Raw genomic sequence first — 20,580 nt, 5'->3', positions numbered from 1 at the left:
GGATCACCCGTTTGCGATTCTCGGGCGTCCAGTGGCGTTGATCCGCAATTGGACCTCGATCGTCATTTGCCGACCCTCAACCGCAGCGCCGGTATCGTCGCGCTCCAGGCTGAGGAGCGGGGTCTCGACGCCGGCCCGCTGTGCCAGTTCGGTCGCGAGCCGGCGAAGTGCCTGATCCAGCGCCGCGACGGCTGGTTCGAGGCTGGAAAAGCGGATGGGTCCGTCGGGCAGGTGGGCGATGAATTCACCCGCGCTGGGGCTGGTGACCTGTCCCTCGGCGCGCATCGAAACCTGGCCGACCACCGCGCCGATGGCATTGGCGACATCCGCGTGGTCCGGGACGACCATGTCGCACCCCAAGCGCGTGCCGACCGCACCGTAGTAGCAGTTTGCCGAGGCTCCCAAGCCGATGACGGGCACCCCCAGATGAGCCGCGAGCTTGACAAGGCCGGGCGCGCGGTCGAGTGCAGCAAGCAGCAAGCTGTGCCGCGCCAAATCCTCGGGGGGTTGCGTCCAGTTGCGTGGCTCTTCGGCAAACGCGGTTTCGAGCAAACAGGTGACAGTCTGGGTGGTGAGCTGATCGACAATCGTTTGCGCCATTGCGGCGGCGGAGGGGGCCAATGAGTTGCCGTCGCCGCCGCGCTGGCGTGACAAAAGCGTCAAGGCCATTTCCGCCGCAGCGCGGTTCCAGCTCGTTTGGCGACCCAGGACATGGGCGGCGTCCGAGGGCGTCGGGCCACACAGCAAGACATGGCCGCGCTGCACCAGTCTCAACAGGGCCGGGACCTCGATCCTGGTGCGAATTACCTCTGACAGGAGCCGCGGCCCGGCCAGAAGGCGCAGGGCGATCATGGCCTCGCGGGGGGGCAAGCCCTCGGGCTCGGATACGAAATGCGGGATGGCAAAGTGCCAGCTTTCCAAGGGTGCGGGGTTGCGGGCAAGGGCCGCTTCCAGTGCCGGAAGCACGACATCCGGAAATTTCTGCGCGGCAAGGGCAATCGGCATGACGCGCCGAGGCCCGAGGCGCAGGCCACCCGGCAATCCCTCAAGAACGTGCACCTCGCTGTCACCCCCCAATCCCGAGGTCCGCATGGCGACCGCTTCGACCATCGTGCGAAACGATCCGACGCGTGCGCCCTGCGGGTCGATGGCCGGTTTTCCGTTGCGCAACAGGCAAACATCGGTGGTCGTGCCGCCGATATCCGAAACCAGCGCGTCAGACAGGCCGGTCAACCACGACGCACCAGCGATCGAGGCCGCCGGGCCGGACAGGATCGTCTCGATCGGGCGCTCGCGGACCAGGGCGGCCGACACCAAGGCGCCATCGCCGCGCACCACCATCAGTGGTGCCTCGATCCCGCGCAACGCCAAATGGCGTTCGCAGGTGCCGATCAAGCGGTCGATCATCGCGATCAGGCGTGCGTTCAACAAGGCGGTCAAGGCGCGTTTCGGGCCGTTCAAACCCGCCGACAATTCATGCGAGCAGGTAACCGGCAGGCCGGTGCGCGCACGGATCAGGGTGCGGGCCTCGATTTCATGGGCGGGGTTTCGGGTGGCGAATTGAGCCGCGACAGCGACGGCGCTGATACCGTGGGGAAGGGCGTCGAGGGCGGCTTCCAGTGCCGCGCGATCCAGGGGTTTGGCCTCGAGTCCTGAATGCTGGTGTCCACCGCCGACTTCGATCAACGGATCGTCGCCCAGGGCTTCGGTCAATTGGGCGCTGCCGCGTTCACTGGTATCGAAACCGATCATCACGAGCGCCGCCCGGCTGGCTTGCCCCTCGACAAGCGCATTCGTGGCCAGAGTTGTCGACAGCGAAACCATCGCCACTTGTGCGGGCGAGACCTGCGATGCATCGGCCAGAACCGCATCTATTGCGCCGCTGATACCCTCGGTCAGGTCGGGGCGCGATGTCAGTGCTTTGGCTTTGGCCAGAACGGTTTGCGTTGTTTCATCCAGCAGGACCGCGTCCGTATAGGTGCCGCCCGTATCTACGCCCAAGAAAATCGCCATGTTGCCCCCGTCGCGCCGTTGCTCTGTGCTAGGATGACCGGCTCGGGATGAAAAGGGGGGACTAGGCTTTCACGCCCCGATTGGCGGCAATTGAAGCCAGAAGCTCGGACTTTCGAAACGGTTTCGCGACATGACCCGCAAAGCCGGCCGCCAAATAATCGTCGATTTGATGCTGCATGGCATTGGCGGTGACGGCCAAGGCGGGAACCTGTGTGCTGCCGGCGGCGGCTTCGGTTGCACGGATCGCGTGGAGCGCCCCAATCCCATCGAGCCCGGGCATCGAGATATCAAGCAAGAGCATGTCGAAATCATCCGGGCGATAAAGCTGATGCGCCTCATGCCCATCTTCGGCAAGGGTCACGTTGATCTTTGCCTTGTTCAGCAAGCTTTTCAGGATCTGTCGGTTGGTCCGATTGTCATCCGCCACCAAGACACGCAACCCGGCAAAATCATCGAGACTGGAACCCGCTATGGTCTTATGCGCGATTTCTGCGGCAGGCGCATCTGCCAACGGGATCTGAACGCATATGCTGGTTCCGCGACCTATCGCGGTCTCCAGCGTGATCGAGCCGCCCATGATGGTCACCAGATGACGCGTGATCGACAGTCCCAGTCCGGTCCCGCCGAACCGGCGCGCGGTTGACCCTTCGGCCTGTTCGAACTCATCCCAGACTTTGGCCGATTGCTCCGCCGTCATGCCGATGCCCGTATCGACAACCCGGATCTCGAGGAAATCGCCGTTTTCGTTCTGGCCGATAGCCCCGATCATCTTGATGCTGCCGCTTTCGGTGAATTTTATCGCATTGTTGACCAGATTGTTGAGGATTTGCTGAATGCGATGGGCGTCGCCGAGGCGGCGCTTCGAGCAAGCCGGCGTGATATCCAACCCCAGCACCAGACCCTGTGCATGGGCGCGGGGCGCAAAGAGGGCATGGACCTGCCGAAAAAGATGGGCTGGTGTAAACACCAGACGATCGACCGTCATCTTGCCGGCTTCGATTTTTGCCAGGTCGAGAATGTCATTGACGATGGCCAACAACCCCTCGCCAGACTCACGAATGGTGTCGATCATCTCGCGTTGCTGCTCGGATACGGCGGTGTCACCCAGCAGATCTGCCATGCCCAGAACGCCGGTCAGCGGGGTGCGCAACTCGTGACTCATGGTCGCAATGAACCGGGATTTGGCAAGGTTTGCCGCTTCGGCGCGCTCGGTGGCGGCGATGAACTCTGTCACGTTCGACCCGACGCCGCGATAGCCGGCATAGGTCCCGTCGGGGCGGATGATCGGGGTCCCGCTGATGCGAAGCCACAAGGTGGAGCGATCCCGTTGCGGGTTTATCCCGAACAAGAAGTCCGAGAATTTTTCGCGCTTACCCAGAAGTTTGCCCAAAGATGTCCAGTCTGCGCTGACGCTGTCTGAATCGTGCCGAAAGCCGATTTCCGCCAATGTCTTGCCGTACATGTTGGCCACCGGAATGGCTGAATTGCGCTCGAAACCTGACGACATGAAGACTATGCGGTCTTGGTCGTCCATCTCCCAAAACCACTCGTCCGAGACCGCCGCGATATCGGAGAACCGTTGATCGGAGGCTTTTTGCGCGTCCAAAGCGTGCTCAAGCGCCTTTTTGGCGTCCGCCAGGGCGGCCTCGCGAACCTTGCTCTCGGTGATGTTGACATGAACGCCGGATTCCTCGGCCGCTTCACCCGTTTCCGTCCAACGCGACACACGAACCCGCGACAGGATCCAGATCCAGTGCCCGTCGCGATGGCGCATTCGGAACTCATGGCTGATGGTGGATTTTTGCGCGCGATACAGGGCCGCCAGCCCCGCTTGCAGCCGTGGAATATCCATCGGGTGAAGCAAGCTCTCAAACCGCGACTTGGTCCAGGGCAAAAGCTCATCGCGCGTATAGCCGAGCATCGCGGCGTATTGTTCGTCAATGATGATATTGCCCGAGTCATTGTTCAGCTGCCAGGTGCCGACCGAAGACGCCTCAAGGATGTTTTGCAGACGGTTTTCCGCGTGTCGTCGCTCGGTCAGATCGAGCCCGACACCGCTGATGCGGCGCTGATCATGGGGTTTGTCGCCGTCAATAATCTGACCCCGCAGCAGAACATGAACCCAATGACCATCACGATGCCGCAGTTTGATTTCCTGTTCCAATCGCTCCTTATCGCCCGAAAGGACTGCCCGCATCGCCGCCCGAATGCGGGTGTAGTCGATCGGATCGATGAGGCGTGGAAATTGCTCCGCGTCAATGAATGGCAGTGCATTCGGCTCGGCGCCGAGCATTGCCGCCCAGTGCTCGTTCAGGACCGCGGTGTTGGTGGCGACGCTGTATTCCCAGGTGCCGATCCTCGCGCCGTCGATGATCTCGTTCAAGCGCTTTTCCGCGTGTTTGAGGGCGGTGATATCGGAGCGCAAGATCACCCGGCCACCATCGGGCGTGGGACGTTCATAGGCCCGCATCCAGTGACCATTGCTGAGCCGCAGCTCAAAATCCCCCTTGGCCTGCTCGTGCTGGAGCATACGTTGAGATTTCCACGCCTCCTCGCGACCGAGGGCATCGGGGAACGCACCTGCGGCAAGGGCTTTGTCAATAATATCCGAAAACGTCATGCCCACTTTGACCTTGTCCGCCGCTGCGGGCATCGATTTCATGTATTCGGTGTTGAAGATCATCAAACGATCATCGGCGTCATACATTGCAAAGGAATCCGGGATCGAGTCGATGGCCGATTGCAGCTTCAGGCGTGCGGCGTCAGCCTCGGATGCGAGGCGCTCGAGGGCGGCCTCGTGGTGTTTGCGCTCGGTGATGTCCGTTTCAATGACAATGAACCCTTCGAAAACGCCGTCGGCGCGGCGCATGGGTTGGATATCAATTGCCACGCTGAACGAGGTGCCGTTGCGATCACGCTTGTTGATCTCCGCCCGAACCGGAGTTCGCGTTTGCAGTGCGCTGTTGATCTTGGCAATTTCATTCGGGCTTGCCGTCGGGTCGGTAAAATCGGTCGGAAAGCGCCCGCGCACCTCGGCCAAACTATATCCCGAACGGGTTTCCAGCGCTGCGTTCATCCAGCGAATTCGCAGATCGGGGTCCAGCACCATAGCCATGTTGGTCATCCGACGCGCCATTTCGACCAACATCGTGTTTTCAGATTCCCGATCACGTTGCGGCGTCACATCGGTTATCCGAAAGACGAACCCTTGCCGATCCTCTGCACCGCCGCGCTTTGCGATTGTCAGCGTATACCAACGCTGATTGTCGCCTTTGCCCAGCGCATAGGGGCCGACCTGAGCGGTCCCGTTCTGGCGAGCTTCGTTCATGCCGCGACGTTGCAACAGCGCAATCGCCGGTGGCAGGGTCTCCTCCAGGGATTTGCCCAGGACTTCCGCGGGTGGCGCGACCAGGAGATCGGGGGCCGAGCAGTGGAAGTCCACGCATCGGCCGTCGTCATCCATTTCCAGCAGCAACTCTGGCATGGCGGCCAGCGTGGCGCGCAATCGTTCCAGCGTTTCGGATTGTTGCGTTCTGGTCTTGCGCAAATGGGTTTCCGCGTCGCGTCGCGCCAGGGTCGCGGAGACACCGTCGCCCAGCGATTGCAAGAGCCAGCCGACAATCTCTGGAAACCCTTGCGGGCTTATGACCCGTTCCAGCCCGATCAATCCCGTGACGGCGGCCTCGGGCGGGAAGTGCACGACGATCTGGGATTGCACGCCATGCGCCATCAATAACTGCCGGTGTGGCCCCGAGGGAAGCGACGCAACGGTGCAGGTGTAAATCGCGCCGGTGCCAGCGTCCTGTGCGTTCAAGGTGCTCGCTTCGATAGCCGACAATGTGTGATGCGGCGCGAGCCGGGGTGCAACGCTGTCGGCGCACCATTCATGGGCGCTCATCCAGGTGTCTTCCACCCGCAGCAAGACATGCGCGCGCTCGGCGCCCACGGTCTTGGCCAGACGCGCCAGAACGGTATGAATGGCCCGGTCGAGATCGCCCGGCGCCGCGCGCAACAAAATCCCCAGCGAATCAATCACAAGTGCGGAAGCTTGTTCGAACGTCAGGTCCAATTGCTCGGCGTGGTGTTCAGCGTCTTTCAAAATACTCGTCCGCATACATTCCTCCTAGACGAGAGTAGCAGGGAGTTAACACGCTTTCAGCTTGAAAAATCGTTAACGTCGGAAATGAGCGCAGAATTGCTTGCGCCGCTTGCAGAAGGATGCCGTCCACGGCACTCTGCGCCCATCCACATTCCGGAGCACGCCATGCCGTCACGCCCCAATGCCGCGCCACCTGATGCCGACACGCGGCGCGCCGTCCGCCCGGTTATCTGCTATCCGACCGAAACCTTGCCGCAGCCCGATATGGCGCTGTATCTGCGGGCCCGGTCCGGCATGAAAAAGATCGGAGAATCGCATGTCCCCCCTCGCGAAGGGCGCGCCTTTTTCGCCAAGGCGGGGCAAGTATTTCGCATTTCTTGCCCCGAGGGGGCGCAGGTCGGTGATCTGAACCTGTTCCGCGCCGGCGACCTTCAGGAGCGGTTTTATTCGGGCAAAACCCGCGCCCTGCATGGAACGCATCTGTCCGTGGGGGACCGCATGTGGTCGGGGTTTCCGTATCTGCGGCCAATGGCGACGGTGATCGCCGATACGCTGGCGTGGTATGGGGTGGATGCGTTCGGCGGGCGTGTGCATGACGTGATCGGCACGCGCTGCGACCCTTATACGCATCATCTGCTGTCGGGCGGGGACCATTACCACCACTGCTGCCATTCCAATCTGACGCGCGCCTTGGTCGGGCAGGGGGTGAAGGCAGACGTGGCCGAAGGCTTGGTGCATGACGTGCTCAATGTGTTCATGTGCACCGGATTTACCGCCGACACGGGCCAGTATTTCATGAAGGCCAGCCCGGTGCGCCAAGGGGATTACATTGATTTCTTTGCGGAACTTGATCTGATGGGGGTGTTGTCGGCCTGCCCGGGAGGGGATTGCGGCGCCGAGCACTCTTCCGATGCCGCGCGATGCCATCCGCTGCGGGTCGAGGTGTTTCAACCCGATCCGGCGGTCTTGGCAGCGTGGCAATCCCCGGCCGCGAATGGGTATGACCGCAGCCACGGGCTGTAACGCAAAAGGGGCGCGCCACCGCACGCCCCCAGGGATTTCGATGCGCAGGCCCGCCCTTTACCGGACGTCGCGGAAACAGCGGAACCCAAGGTGATAGTTGCGATGGCTGTTTTGCGCCATCACCCGCGAGCCATGCCAGAACGGCGCGCGCCAGCGTGCCCAGTGGGGATGCGCGCGCACTGTGTCCCAGATGAACCACGAGCCCTTCATTTCCGTAACGCCCAACTCGGTCGATCCACGGCTGGCCATTTGGCTCTCGTTCAACGGCAGGTTCATGTGTTCGGCGGCGTTGCCGTCGATGTCATAGACCCCCAGCGGGCTGTGACATTGCGGGAACGACCCGGCCGGATAGGTGTTCGAGCCGCAGCCAGTAAAGCTGCCGCCATTGCAACTGCCGCTTTTGGAGCTGCCCGTGGCGCAAACGCCGCTGCGCCAGGTGCCGATCGAATAGACGTTGGACTGGTTGGCGTAGCGATTGTTGTGCCAGGCGCGCATCGCTTGCGGAGAGCCTAACTGGAACGGATAGTCCGGCGGCAACAGCGCACCTGCCGCGGCACCTTCCCATTCATGCGCGTCGCCCATGCGCGCGCCCTCGGCGGCACACAACAGGGCAGCTTCGCGTGCCGTCACCCAGGTGACCGGATAGGCCAGCGGCACGTTCGGATACTCGAACATGAAGGCGCACACCGTGGCGTCCTCGGGGCTTTGGGTTGCAGGGTCATAAAGCGGCACCTCGTAGGGGTGGCCGCAGATCCTCTCGAACCGGGCGTTGCGATAGTGGCGACGCACACTGTCCACCGTGCCGCCCTGCCGTTCTGCGGCTTGCTCAGGGGTCATCGGATGGCGCGTGATCGCCGGGTTGCCCTGACCGATCCATGACGACCCCGCGAAAATCTGGCGAATGCGCGACATCGCACTGGATGAAACACCCCGCACCGCCTGCATTTCGGCAAACATTGCCTCGTTGTTCTGGGCCAGCGTTTGTGCCTGCGCCCCGGAAGGCAGCGCCAGAGGCGTCAGGGCAAGACCCAGCGCCATCAGATAGGGAAGGAATGGTTTCATGCTGATCTCCTTCAGCGCCGTAGAAGATAGAAGAAATCGCGATTGTCCGAAAACTCGATAAAGCGGCCCATCGGGGTGCCATCGCGGTGACGCGAGTCGCTTTCGCCCATGCGGCGGTCCAGATGCACGATATCGAACTCTTCGGACCCCGGCTCTCGGGTGTAGATCGCCGAATAGGTCAGGTCGAGCGAGTTCATGTCCAGCAGCATCGCAAAGTCGCAGCCATAGGCCTGGAAGGTCCGCGCCATGCCCGACGGCGTTGCGGAACTGAACACGGCGTAGATCAACATCTGACGGCCATCCACCTCACGCATACACAGACCCGAGCGCAGGGTGCGCAATTGCGCCTCGGCCGAGCCGGACCAGTTGCCTCCCATCCAGCTGCGCACCTGTTCACCCGGAACGCCGACGCCGGTTTCAGGGTCAGGTTGGATGACAGCCGTGCCGTTCTGGCGGGCAAAGCGGATATGTGGCAGCAGAACGTTCAGATCGTCGCCCCAGATTGCCATATGCACCGAGCCATCCTGCAGCACGAAGATCGTGGCCAGCCCCGGTTGAAGCCGACTGAGGATCACGCCGTTGACCAGGAACCCGTAATGGTGGCCGTGGTTGGTATAGGCGAAATCCGTCAGCCGCCACGCGCCATGGTCGCGCTTGAACCCGCCGGCAAAGATGCCCGCCAGGCGATCCATGAAGATCGGATTCAACATGCCGGTCATTTGCAAGGGATCGACCGTGCCGAACCCGTCGGGCCCCGGCAGATTATAGTCGCGACCCCGGCCCGAGGGGCGCGGCGACCAGTCCACCTCGGGGTGCGAGGTGCCGATTTCATAGCGCAGGTCAAAGCGGCTCATGTCGAAGGCAAAGAGATGCACATCCGCGCGGTTTTCGACCCCGTCCAGCCAATTGGCCCCCGAAACATCCAAGACCTCCTGGCTGACCATGCCCGGCTGCACGACACTGGCGTAAATGCCGGGCGCGTTTTGCACGGCATACCAGCTTCCGGCCTCCATCTGCGTGCTGTCCGCGCCGACCAGATCCACCCGCAACTGCGAGCGCATCACCGGGTGAGAGCGCAGATTGGCCTGCCCCAGAGCCGCCACCACCGCGCCAGCCTCGGCCTCGTTCATGGTCTGGGCGCTGGTCAGGTAGGCATCCTCATAGAGCGTGTCCTTGATCAGGTTGATCAGGTTTTCGCCAAAGGGCACATAATCGCGCAGAAATTCGGTGACGGATTCGCGCATCGTACGGCTGCCCGAGCCACGACTGCGCAAAAACAAACGCCCCTCGCAGATCGGTGCATACGGCAGGCCCTGCCGCCGGGCGTCCTCAAGTTCACCCTCCCATGGGGTGCAGGTCACGGTGCCGGCATCGCTTTCGATCACCAGTTCGGCGTTGTTTTCGCCCAGAGACACGGTGAACAACTCCGGCGCGATATTCTCAAGGTGCCAGCTGCGCGCCTCGCGACCCTGTCCCGTTTCCAGCAGGAACCAAGCATTTACAAAAGGATTCAGAGAGGTAAGGCGCAGGGTCGTGCCATCGGCGCCGACTCCGTTCAGCTCGACCCGAAACGGTTGGAATTCAATCACCGAGCGGCGCGTATCCTCGCGGAAATCGGCGAATTGCGCGGCACGTTGGGCGGCGGGCATGTACCACGGGGCCAGTGTATCTGCAAAGGCAGGGGCGGTCGCGGTCCCTGCGGCGAGTGTGGCCAGAAATGCGGCGACACGCCTGCGGGGCGAAAGTCCGGCGATCGTCAATGTCGTTCTCCTAATTCGCGAAATATCTTGTCAGTCCATGCGACCTTAATTCGGCCTTCGGGCATATTCCAGCGCAGCTTGCGATAATCAGGCGATTCAAGCAACAGGGCAGGGCAAAGAGCTGGATTGCCTCAACCATGTGTGATGGGGGCGCTGAGGCTGGCGTCAACGGCATACCAGCGCATACCGATTGATTTTTCCCGAGCCGATGGCTAAGACACCGCAAACCATCAGGAGAGCGTCATGACCGCGACCACCACCCGCACCGAAACCGACAGCTTTGGCCCTCTGGAAGTGCCCGCCGATAAATACTGGGGCGCGCAAACCCAACGCTCGATCATCAATTTCCCCATCGGCTGGGAGCGTCAACCCGTGCCGATCATCCGCGCCTTGGGTGTCGTGAAACAGGCGTGTGCGCAGGCCAACAAGACTTTGGGCACACTCGACGCCAAAATCGCGGACGCGATTGTTGCGGCAGCCGGCGAGGTGATCGCGGGCAAGTTCGATGACAATTTCCCGCTGGTCGTGTGGCAAACCGGCTCGGGCACGCAGTCGAACATGAACGCCAACGAGGTGATCTCGAACCGCGCGATCGAGATGCTGGGCGGCGTGATGGGGTCGAAGAAACCCGTGCACCCGAATGATCACTGCAACATGGGGCAGTCCTCGAACGACACGTTCCCGACCGCGATGCACGTCGGTATTGCCATGCAGGCGCGCGACGTGCTGCTGCCGGGTCTGCGCAAACTGCACGCCGCCTTGGCCGCGAAATCCGAAGAATTCAAGGATATCATCAAGATCGGGCGCACCCATACGCAGGATGCGACGCCTTTGACGCTGGGCCAGGAATTCGGCGGCTATGCGCATCAGGTGAAAAAGGGCATCGAGCGGGTCGAGTCCTGTCTGCCTGACATTTACGAATTGGCGCAGGGCGGCACGGCGGTCGGCACCGGGTTGAACACGCAAAAAGGCTGGGCCGAGATGGTCGCCGCCAATATGGCCGAGATCACCGGCCTGCCATTCGTCACCGCGCCGAACAAATTCGAGGCTTTGGCCGCGCATGACGCGATGGTCATGTTCTCGGGCGCGCTCAAGACCGTGGCCGCGTCGCTGTTCAAGATCGCCAACGACATGCGGCTCTTGGGGTCCGGCCCGCGTTCCGGCCTTGGCGAATTGATCCTGCCGGAAAACGAGCCGGGCTCGTCGATCATGCCGGGCAAGGTCAACCCGACCCAGGCCGAGGCGCTGACCATGGTTTGCGCGCATGTCATGGGCAACGATGCGGCGGTGGGCTTTGCCGGCTCGCAAGGGCATTTCGAGTTGAACGTCTACAACCCGATGATGTCGTATAACGTGTTGCAATCCATGCAGCTTCTGGGCGACAGCGCCAGCGCCTTCACCGACAACATGGTCGTCGGCACCAAGGCCAATATCGCGCGTATCGACAAGCTGATGAAGGAATCGCTGATGCTGGTCACCGCTTTGGCCCCGACCATCGGCTATGACAACGCCACCAAAGTCGCCAAAACCGCGCATAAAAACGGCACCACGCTGCGCGAAGAGGCGATTGCGCTGGGCTTTGTCGATGGCGAGACCTTCGACCGGATCGTGCGGCCCGAGGATATGATCGGCCCCAAGGGCTGATCGGACGGCAAATGCCCGCCGGACGCGGCCTGAGTTTGCGGAACCATTTGACTTTGCGCGGGTTGAGGTCAACCTAGGCTCGATTTCTCAGGGGTGGTCACCATGCAATGGCGCGGACGGCGGACAAGCCGCAACATCGATGACAGACGGCGCGGTGGCGGCTCTGGCGGCGGGCGCCTGGGGATCGGCGCGACACTGATCGTCCTGCTGGTCGGCGCGTATTTCGGCGTTGATGTGTCAGGGCTTCTTGGTGGCGGCGGGGTTCCGACGACGCAATCCTCGTCTGCGCCCCGTGGCCCAAACCAGATCGACGACGATCAAGAAGCCTTTGTGGCCACGGTTCTCGCGGAAACCGAGCAGGTCTGGGGCCAGATTTTCCGGCAGTCCAATCTGGACTATGACGACACGGTGCTGGTGCTCTATTCCGGTGGCACGGCGTCGGGCTGCGGACAGGCGCAATCGGCGATGGGGCCGTTTTATTGCCCCGGCGATCAGCGGGTTTACCTCGACACCGATTTCTTTCGGGTCATGGAGCAGCAACTTCAGGCGGGCGGCGACTTTGCCAATGCCTATGTGATTGCCCATGAAGTCGCGCATCACGTCCAGAATCTGCTGGGTACGCTCTCGCAGGTGAACGCACAACGCAGCCGGGCCTCGGCGGCGGACAGCAACGCCTTGTCGGTGCGGCTTGAATTGCAGGCGGATTGCTACGCCGGGATCTGGGCGCGCGCCGCGGCGGATCGGTTGCAGGTCTCGGACACCGATATCCGCGAGGCCTTGCGCACAGCGGCGCGGATCGGGGATGATGCGCTGCAACGCGCCGCTGGCGGGCGCGTGGTTCCCGACAGCTTTACCCACGGCACCTCGGAACAACGCCAGCGCTGGTTTTTTGCCGGGTATTCTGAGGGCGATCCTCGCACCTGCGACACCTTCGGCGCGCGAAGCCTATGACGGCAAAGATCATCAACCTGCGCACCCGGCGCAAGCAGGATGCGCGAAAAGCCGACCGTCAGTCTGGCGATCTCAACGCGGCCAAACATGGGCGCAGCAAACAGGACGTGGCGCTGACCAAAGCCCGCGCCGACAAAGCGCGCCGCGATCTGGACGGGCATCAACGCGACCCGGACTTAGCGGATTAGCGCCTGTCGCGGAAACGTAAGAGGCGCGGCAAGCCTCGATCGACAGCTGTCGCGCGATCCGCCCCCATGGACCGCGTGCCAAGTTGCGCCAATCCGCATGGATATGCGGCGCATCCGCGACGTGAACGGTTAATCGAAGGTCGTCACCCGGCTTGCTATCTGCATCATCGGTCACCGCGAGGTCACACCGCCCGCCACCCGGATCGGACCAGCGCGCAGGACAACAAAACGCCGTCGCTCCAGAGGTCAACGGTCAATGATCGCCCCCGGCGTGCGCGGTGACGATGGCACGCGCCCAGGCCTGCGGCAGTCGGTTGCTTGTGTCAGGTCATGGCCGGGGATCAGACGGGCCAGCAGCGCGCGGCCAGCCTCGGCACGGCCGCCCATGCCGGGTCGCGGCAGCGTCAGCGACGGGTCGGCCCCCTCGAACTCCATCTGCAACGGCACATAGCCTGCGCCGGAAACCCGTGGTCCGCGTGGACCCGCGCACAGCTCCATCCAAACCAGAACCGAAGTCGCGCGCTCAAGGGGGGGCTGCGCGGCCACGAAATTCCCGGTGGAATAGATCACCGGGGCAATTCCGCCGCGCCTTGCATCATGTCCCAAGGCTGCGGCACATGCGGATGCGTGCCGACCACGGCCATCGCCCCCGCCGCCACCATCTCGCGCGCAAGGCGGCGTTGCCGGGCATTGGGGGTCAGCACATATTCCTGCCCCCAATGCGGCAGCACCAGAACACCCGCACCGCGCGCCGCCTCTTGTGCGATGGCGCGCAGCACTTGCGCACGATGTTCATGACAAAGCGGCACTTGGCCGCGTGGGTCGGCAATACCGTTCGTGCCAAAGGTGCACGCAATCAAGGACAGGTCGCCAACCTGCGTCGCAAGGCGCAGCGGCGTGACGCGCGGTGTGCCCGAGGAAACCGCGCCCACATGCTGCATCCGGGCCCTGTCGAGCGCGTCAAGCGTTGCCGACAGCCCGCCCGCGCCACGGTCCAGCGCGTGATTGTTGGCGGTCGTGACAATATCCACCCCCGCCGCGCGCAGGTCATCAATGACCACGGGATGATAGTTGAAGCGCGGATACCCGGTGTAAACCAGATCATCCAGCCGTCGGCCGGGATCGGGACCGCGGCGGCCATCGGCGGTATAGCCAGCGGCAGCCGGACCTTCGAGATTGGCGATGGAGAGATCCGCGGCAGAGAGCAGAGGAATTGCCTCTTGCCAGATCGAGGCAAAGCCGCGCGCATAGCCGCGCCATTGCAAGGCGCGGTGCAGCAACACATCGCCAACAAGGGCCAGGCTGACGCGGCGCGTATCGGTACAGGTGTTGACTTGCGGCAGGGCGTTTGGCGCGCAGACTTGCTGGGCCGAGGCCGACGTGCCCCAAGTCAGCAGGAGAGCGGCGATGAATAAACGCATGACTTTAGCAAACACGCGGCGACGCGGCGGTCAATCCCGCCGCGCTGCCGGTTTTGCGCAGGTTAGCGCAGCGCCGCAAGCAATTGACGGTTCGAGATCGTCCCCTCGGCACTGACCAGTCCGGCAAAGCGGCTGTCGGCCAGCACGTCCCGCAGATCGACCGCGCGTCCGTTGACATAAGCCGTGCGGCTGATCAGCCGTACACCGTGGCTGTAGTCGGCGTATTGCGCGCCATGAACGGTGCTCAACGGTTGGATCGGCGACCCGCTGCGGCGATGCCAGCCATAGATCGCCACGCGCCCGGGATTCCGCTCCAGCCGATTGGTGAGCACGAGGTCTTTCTTGTGGCCCGAGACCAGTTGCCCCAGACGTCCACCACTGCTGGCGCGCTGCCCCTCGACGGTGGCGTTGTGCTGCAGGAAATAATTGGTCGAGGCCATTTGCGACCCTGGCGTCATCGGCGAGGGCGACAGGCGTACGCTGGCCTGCGCATAGATCGCATCGACCATGCGCGTTGTCGGCAGGACCATGTCGAACCGCTCGGCCACGCGCGTTGCAGCGGGCAACCCAAGGGGAACGCGCACATAATCCGCGTTCGAGCCAACCGCGAGATAGTCGGGCATGACACAGATCGTCACCTGGGTTTGTTGCCCGTTCGACGCTTGTCCGGTGAAGGTCACGGGCACAAGATTGCGCAAGAAGTCGGGAATATTGCCCGAGAGGACCTCTTGAATGACGGCGTTGTCGCGGGCGCTGCCCGAGGCCGATGTCAACTGTCCAATGACGGCTGACCCATCGCCCGCGCGACCCGCGCGACGTGGGATTGACCGGGTCATCGCGCTTTCGCAGCGGTCGGACCGGGCAATCGCTTGCGCCAGGGGCGGCACGCTCAACGGTTCGCGGCGGGGTTCGGCCACCAGCGGGGCACGCGCCGCATCGAGGCTCAGGCTTGCCAGCCGCGTGACGGTTTCGGGGCGGCGCAGGGGCGAGAGCGACCGCGCGAGCGCGAAATCGGAGGTTTCCGGCGTCGCTGCGGCAGCTTCAGCGGTGACGGCGGCTGCGACGGCAGCTTCGGCGACGGCTTCGACGGCGGCCGTTTCGACACGCGGACGCGCCACCGGAATGAGCGAGCGTCGCGGCGCGCGCAGAGACGCCAAGGCAACCGCGGTATCCGCGGGTGGCGTGGCGGCTGCGGGCGTGTAAACGCGCTCCTCAAGCGTACCCTCGGCACGTGCCGGGCTTTGCGCCAAAGACGTGTCAACCGGCGCGTCAGCAACTGGAGCCACAGCCACGTTGGTGGCCGCTGTGCTCGGCGATACCGGGCGCACCGGCAGTGGCGGCAACGGCCCCACGACCCGCGGCAACACGGGTTCCACCGAATAATCCGGGTGGGCAAAAGGCCCGTCGGTGATGCCCACGAGTGAGCTCAGCCAGATTTGTGGCGGCGGCGCATCCGTCACGGCGCTTTGGTGCATCGGCGTCAGCGACGCGATGCTTGCGCTGGGTGGGGTCGTTTCCGGTCCCATCGGGACCAGAAACGACAGCGCCCATGCGCCCAGAGTCAGTGCGGCTGTGCTGGCGCCAACCAGCACCGCGCGATGCGGTGTGAATACGGAACTCTCAGACGTTCTTTGCGAACGCGGTCCCACTGTCCCATTTATCATGAGCACTGCATAACCGCGAATCAGCTAACGAGCAATAAACGTCGCCAACGCTCAATCAGACATCGGCAACGCTCCGCCGACGTGGTCAATCACAGTTGGGTTTTCTTGAAGATCATCTCGGGCAGCATGCGGATGATCGCCATGACCAACCACCAGATAGATTTGACATAAATGACGTCGCGGCCCTTGGATTGCGCGCGCCGGATGGCCTCGGCGACGGCCTCGGGCGTGGCGGTCAGACGGGGGTTCAGGTCCATGCCTTCGGTCATTTTGGTGGCCACAAAGCCGGGTTTTACGGTGATCACCTTGACCTCGGTGCGCGAGAACCGATTGCGCAGACCCGACAGGAACGCCGTGAACCCGGCCTTGGCCGCGCCGTATACATAGTTCGAGGCGCGCCCCCGGTCGCCCGCCACGGATGAAATGCCAATCAGCACGCCAGAGCCGCGCGCCTCGAACCGTTCCGCCATCAGACCCAGAAACAACGCTGGCCCCTCGAAATTCGAGCGCAGGACGATGGTCGCGGCCTCCAGGTCGCTCTGGCTGTCAAGCTGGTCGCCCATGAAGCCCACCGCGCTCAGAACCACGTCGGGCAGTTCGGGCAAGCCGTCAATGAAGCCGGCAAATCCGCCGGTGTCGAGCGCATCAAACGCATGTGTGGTTGCGGCGACCCGGTGGCGCAGATGCATGTCGGTGGCGTCCGCCTCGAGGGCAGTGACGTTGCGTGCGGCCAGGCGGACGGCATAACCCTCGGCTGCGTAGCGATGCGCACAGGCGCGGGCGATATCCGACCCGGCCCCCAGGATCAGGATTGATTTGCTCACAGTCCCAGCCTTTCACTTTGTGCCGAGGCAAAATGCCCGGTCAGCCCTTGATCGCGGCGCATTGTGGCAAAACCAAGCCAGCGCGGATCGGTTTCGCGCAGAATTTCCGCCGACATCCGGCTGTCCTTGGCCAGATAGAACCGCCCGCCGTGATCGGCGGTGATGCGGTCGAGTTCGGGCATCAGGGCCAGACTGCGGCTGTTCATCGGGAAATCGAGCGCCAGCGTATAGCCCTCCATCGGAAAGGACAGGCGGCTGTCTTGCGGGCCGAACCGTTTGAGCACCGCCAGAAACGACCCTGCGCCGCTGCGGGAGATGGCGTTGAGGATCGCGCGCAACCCGTCGGCATGGCTTTCAAGAGGCACCACGCATTGAAACTGCATGAAGCCCTTGCGGCCATAAATCCGGTTCCAGTTGCCGATCACATCCAGCGGATAGAAGAACGGCCCCCAGCCAACCAACCCATTGGCAGGTTGACGCGCGCCGCGTTGATAATAGGCCTCGTTGAACAGGCGCACGGACACGGGGTTCAGCGCAAAGCCGGGTGCGTTGAAGGGCACACTTCGCTTGCCGTGGCGCGGGGTCTCAAACGGCTTGGTGCGGCGCGCGGCGGGCAATTCGCTGCGGCCCGCGTGCTCGCCATTCATCACGATGGAGCGCCCCATCTTGTCGCCCGTCGCCGCGCAATCGATCCAGGCCATGGAATAGGTGGCGGAATAGGTGTCCTCGAAGGCCTCCAGCGCCTCGTCGAGGTTGGCGGCCGGGATCGTGGCTTGCCGGATCCAGCCGGATTCCACCCGCTTCAACCGGATCGCCGCGCGGATCACGATACCCGTCAACCCCATGCCGCCAATCGTCCAGGCAAACAGATCCGGGTTTTCCGTGCGCGAACACCGCGTCACGCTGCCATCCGCGCCCAACAGGTCGAACCAATCGACGAAATTGCCAAAGGAACCCTCGGAATGGTGGTTCTTGCCGTGAACATCCGACGCAATCGCGCCGCCGATCGACACGAATTGCGTGCCCGGCGTCACCGACAGGAACCAACCGCGCGTCAGAAAGGCCTTGATGATCTCGCCCAGCGTCACGCCCGCCTCGGCGACCAGTTGACCGGTCTCGTCGTCAAAGGCGATCATCTTGTTGAAATGGCGCATGTCCAGCGTGGTCTTGGCAATCGCACTGTCGCCATAGGCCCGGCCCATCCCGCGCGCGATCACCGGACCCTTGCCCACAAGACCGGCCAGATCCGCCTGCGTGCGCGGCGCGATCAACTGGCCTTTGAGGGTCGGGAAACGGCCCCATCCAGAGAGTTGCGTCATTGGATTTCCCGTGCGGTAAAGACAAAACGTCGGTCGAGTTGGTACTTGACGCCATACCCCACAGCAAGGCCCAACACAGCCCCCAATTCGCGCGCGCCATGGGTTTGCCAGATCATCCAGAACGCGGTTTCCGTCGCCCAGAAGATCGCCGTGGTGATCAATCCCATTGCCGTATACAGCGAAAACTTGCGCCCATGTGCGCGCAATCCGGTTGCGGCATCGGCAAAGATCCAGCGTTTGTCGAGGATGTATTTGACCACCAGCCCCACCGCCGTGCCCAGGACGACCGCCAGCGCAAAGATCACCGACGTATCTCCCGCCCACAGCACCACGCGTTGCACGCCAAGGTTTGCCACCGTGGCCAGGATTGCGAACCCGACATAGCGCCCGACCAAAGACAGGCGCGTCACAACAGACCTGCACCGACAAAGAGCCCGACGATCACCACAAAGGCGATCTGGCTGACCCGGTCGCGGGCGGCAAAGACGACGGGGTCATCCTCCATTTCGCCGCGTTGCGCGATCAGGACCATGCGGGCGATCCAGTACAAAAGCACCAGACACGCGCCCCAGATCAGAACCGGCGCGGTGTAGAGCGTCAGGACGGTGGGCTCGTTGACATAAAGCATCAAGACCAGCACCGCCACAAACCCCGAGGCCGTGGCCATCTGCGTCACAACCGGCAGGTCGCTGACCCGATACCCGCCGCGGCCACCGATTGCAGCCCGCGCTGCGCCATGTCCACCAACTCGGCCTGCCGTTTGACAGCAGCCAGCGCGAAAAACAGGAAGGCCGAAAACGCCAGCAGCCACACCGACAGCGCCAGCCCCGTGGCCGCAGCGCCCGCGGCGACGCGCAACGTATACAGGCTGGCCAGCGTGCAGATATCAATGATCGGGCGGCGTTTGAGCCAGAGCGAATAGGCGATGGTCAGCAGGTAATACCCGCAGATCACCAGCAAGAACAGCGGTGCCAGCGTCAGTGACAGCGCCAGTCCGGCCAACAACAGGATCGGCACCAACGCCATACCCGTCGCCAGCGGCAAGGCGCCCGAGGCCAGGGGACGTTTGCGTTTGCGCGGATGCGCGCGATCCGAGGCCAGATCCAGCAGGTCGTTCAGCAAATACACACTGGAGGCAACCAGGCTATAGGCCAGGAACGCGACAAACGCCTGCCCCAAGGCGAGTGTTGAAAACAGGTGGGCGGCCAGAAGCGGGAAGAATATCAGCAGGTTTTTCAACCATTGATGCGGGCGCATGGCGCGCAGCGCCGCCGGCACGATTGACGCGGGCGGCGCAAGATGCGTGGCATCCGCGTGCATCGCCTGTACCGTATCGCGCAAGCCATTCGCCAAGCCGACCGTCACCGCCGTCGCGGCCGATTTCCAGACCGGAATGTCAGCCGAGCTGTCGCCGATATAGATATAGCCGCGCTCCCCGAACCGCGCGACGAGGAAATTGGCCTTTTCGCGGCCCTTCAGATTGGTGCGCCCGTCCGAGCCATGCACCTCATCGAACACGCCCAGATAATCGGCAATCGACTCGGCCAATGCCTGATCCGCCGCCGTGACCAGCGCCGTGCGCCCTCCGCCATCGCGCCAGGTCTTGACGTATTCCAGAACTTCGGGGGTAAAGGGCAGGGTGGCCGGATCCGGTGCACCGCATTGCGCCATGCGCGCCTTGAGCGCCGCGCGGCCGCGCATCAACCCGGCAACCGCCCAAAGCGGCGTGCGCCAATCCTGCGAAAACGACGACCAGAAGCTCTCATACAGCATATCGGAGCGGATCAACGTACCGTCCAGATCGACGACCAAAACAGGACGGGCGTCCTTGAGATCTTGCATGTAGTGACCCTGTTTTTTCCGCGACACAAGTTTATGGCACTGTGTCGCACGCCCATACAAGCGGACGCAAGAGCAGCGCCGATCTCTGTCTGCCTGTGATGCAGGTGTGTCGCGATTTGCGGGAAAATCAGAAAGACGGCGGCGTGCAGGCCGAGACAATCACGCATTCTTCGGTGCCGATGTTGCGAAACCGATGGGGGATGCGGCTGTCAAACAGATAGGCGTCGCCCGGGCCGAGCGCGAAGGTGTCGTCGCCGATGGTAATCTCGATTGACCCGGAAATCAGAAGTCCGGCCTCTTCGGCGTTATGCGAATAAAGCGTCTCACCGGTATCGGCCCCCGGCGCGTATCGTTCATGCAGCATTTGCAGCGTGTGAAGTGAACTGTTGCCGACCTGACGCAGCGAGATGCCGCCCGATGCGCCGGAGTCCGGAAATGCCTTGTAGGGGTTCAATTCGCGCAATTCATGCGCGCGAAAGACAAAGCGGGGCGTCGGGTCGAAATCATCCGAGAAGAATTCAGACAGCGACATCGGGATCGCATCGAGGATCCGTTTGAGCGACCCGACCGACGGCGACGACTGATTTTGCTCGATCTGGCTGATCATGCCATTGGTGACACCCGATTTGCGCGCAAGCTCACGTTGTGACATCCTGCGATTCGTGCGCGCCACTTTCAGCCGCCCGCCGATATCGAGGTCTGTCTTGTGGTTCGGGTCTTGCATGCCGGTCCCTCCGGTGCCAAGCTTACGATAACGCACAAGAATTACA

Annotated in this window: 17 protein-coding genes; 4 read left to right on the top strand and 13 right to left on the bottom strand. The window is 62.8% G+C overall.

Annotated features, from left to right (window positions below):
- Positions 1-3: 3 nt before the first annotated feature.
- Together VDQ28_RS16835 and VDQ28_RS16830 are read right to left on the bottom strand one after the other, a co-directional pair.
- The gene (locus tag VDQ28_RS16835) at positions 4-2,013 is read right to left on the bottom strand and encodes a hydantoinase/oxoprolinase family protein (RefSeq protein ID WP_323037031.1); all 2,010 of its coding nucleotides are present in this window, start codon (positions 2,011-2,013) and stop codon (positions 4-6) included.
- 61 nt (positions 2,014-2,074) lie between these two features.
- Complete coding sequence (locus VDQ28_RS16830) at positions 2,075-6,127, bottom strand: PAS domain S-box protein (RefSeq protein ID WP_323037030.1); 4,053 nt, start codon at positions 6,125-6,127, stop codon at positions 2,075-2,077.
- Positions 6,128-6,277: 150 nt separating this feature from the next.
- On the opposite strand from VDQ28_RS16830, the gene VDQ28_RS16825 reads away from it, so the two are divergent.
- The gene (locus VDQ28_RS16825) at positions 6,278-7,135 is read left to right on the top strand and encodes an urea carboxylase-associated family protein (RefSeq protein WP_323037029.1); all 858 of its coding nucleotides are present in this window, start codon (positions 6,278-6,280) and stop codon (positions 7,133-7,135) included.
- 57 nt (positions 7,136-7,192) lie between these two features.
- Here VDQ28_RS16825 and VDQ28_RS16820 read toward each other — a convergent pair whose 3' ends face one another.
- Both VDQ28_RS16820 and VDQ28_RS16815 read right to left on the bottom strand, forming a co-directional pair.
- A complete protein-coding gene (locus VDQ28_RS16820) occupies positions 7,193-8,197 on the bottom strand; it encodes an SUMF1/EgtB/PvdO family nonheme iron enzyme (RefSeq protein ID WP_323037028.1) in 1,005 nt (334 codons plus the stop codon).
- A gap of 11 nt (positions 8,198-8,208) precedes the next feature.
- Entirely contained in the window at positions 8,209-9,957 is a 1,749-nt protein-coding gene (locus VDQ28_RS16815) for a hypothetical protein (RefSeq protein WP_323037027.1), read from the bottom strand.
- Between the two features lie 243 nt (positions 9,958-10,200).
- Between VDQ28_RS16815 and fumC the strand changes: the two genes are divergently transcribed.
- The 3 genes from fumC to VDQ28_RS16800 all read left to right on the top strand — a co-directional run bounded on the left by fumC (position 10,201) and on the right by VDQ28_RS16800 (position 12,740).
- On the top strand, positions 10,201-11,601 hold the full coding sequence (gene fumC, locus VDQ28_RS16810) for a class II fumarate hydratase (protein ID WP_323037026.1): 1,401 nt from the start codon (positions 10,201-10,203) through the stop codon (positions 11,599-11,601).
- A gap of 102 nt (positions 11,602-11,703) precedes the next feature.
- Positions 11,704-12,552 carry a neutral zinc metallopeptidase gene (locus tag VDQ28_RS16805; RefSeq protein ID WP_323037025.1) on the top strand — a complete coding sequence of 283 codons (849 nt, stop codon included), beginning with the start codon at positions 11,704-11,706 and terminating at the stop codon, positions 12,550-12,552.
- Entirely contained in the window at positions 12,549-12,740 is a 192-nt protein-coding gene (locus tag VDQ28_RS16800) for a DUF4169 family protein (protein ID WP_323037024.1), read from the top strand. The genes VDQ28_RS16805 and VDQ28_RS16800 overlap by 4 nt, the downstream gene beginning before the upstream one ends.
- A 246-nt stretch (positions 12,741-12,986) precedes the next feature.
- Here VDQ28_RS16800 and VDQ28_RS16795 read toward each other — a convergent pair whose 3' ends face one another.
- From VDQ28_RS16795 to VDQ28_RS16755, 9 genes are all read right to left on the bottom strand, one after another.
- Positions 12,987-13,310: a hypothetical protein gene (locus VDQ28_RS16795; protein WP_323037023.1), complete on the bottom strand. Its 324-nt coding sequence runs from the start codon at positions 13,308-13,310 to the stop codon at positions 12,987-12,989.
- Positions 13,307-14,161: a CapA family protein gene (locus VDQ28_RS16790; RefSeq protein ID WP_323037022.1), complete on the bottom strand. Its 855-nt coding sequence runs from the start codon at positions 14,159-14,161 to the stop codon at positions 13,307-13,309. Before VDQ28_RS16790 ends, VDQ28_RS16795 begins: the two co-directional genes overlap by 4 nt.
- Before the next feature lie 62 nt (positions 14,162-14,223).
- Positions 14,224-15,753, bottom strand: a complete 1,530-nt coding sequence (locus tag VDQ28_RS16785) for a hypothetical protein (protein ID WP_323037021.1) — start codon at positions 15,751-15,753, stop codon at positions 14,224-14,226.
- A 161-nt stretch (positions 15,754-15,914) separates the two neighbouring features.
- The gene (locus VDQ28_RS16780) at positions 15,915-16,649 is read right to left on the bottom strand and encodes an SDR family oxidoreductase (protein ID WP_323037020.1); all 735 of its coding nucleotides are present in this window, start codon (positions 16,647-16,649) and stop codon (positions 15,915-15,917) included.
- The gene (locus VDQ28_RS16775; RefSeq protein WP_323037019.1) at positions 16,646-17,968 is read right to left on the bottom strand and encodes an FAD-binding oxidoreductase; all 1,323 of its coding nucleotides are present in this window, start codon (positions 17,966-17,968) and stop codon (positions 16,646-16,648) included. Before VDQ28_RS16775 ends, VDQ28_RS16780 begins: the two co-directional genes overlap by 4 nt.
- Positions 17,965-18,378: a GtrA family protein gene (locus tag VDQ28_RS16770; protein WP_323037018.1), complete on the bottom strand. Its 414-nt coding sequence runs from the start codon at positions 18,376-18,378 to the stop codon at positions 17,965-17,967. The genes VDQ28_RS16775 and VDQ28_RS16770 overlap by 4 nt, the downstream gene beginning before the upstream one ends.
- A complete protein-coding gene (locus VDQ28_RS16765; RefSeq protein WP_323037017.1) occupies positions 18,375-18,635 on the bottom strand; it encodes a hypothetical protein in 261 nt (86 codons plus the stop codon). Before VDQ28_RS16765 ends, VDQ28_RS16770 begins: the two co-directional genes overlap by 4 nt.
- A gap of 5 nt (positions 18,636-18,640) precedes the next feature.
- Complete coding sequence (locus VDQ28_RS16760) at positions 18,641-19,810, bottom strand: UbiA family prenyltransferase (protein ID WP_323037016.1); 1,170 nt, start codon at positions 19,808-19,810, stop codon at positions 18,641-18,643.
- A 127-nt stretch (positions 19,811-19,937) separates the two neighbouring features.
- The gene (locus VDQ28_RS16755; RefSeq protein ID WP_323037015.1) at positions 19,938-20,534 is read right to left on the bottom strand and encodes a cupin domain-containing protein; all 597 of its coding nucleotides are present in this window, start codon (positions 20,532-20,534) and stop codon (positions 19,938-19,940) included.
- Positions 20,535-20,580 lie beyond the last annotated feature (46 nt).

It is taken from the genome of Pararhodobacter sp. (assembly GCF_034676545.1).
Lineage (GTDB): Bacteria > Pseudomonadota > Alphaproteobacteria > Rhodobacterales > Rhodobacteraceae > Pararhodobacter.
Note: the sequence above shows the minus strand (reverse complement) of the source record. Positions and strands in the feature narration are given on the sequence as shown.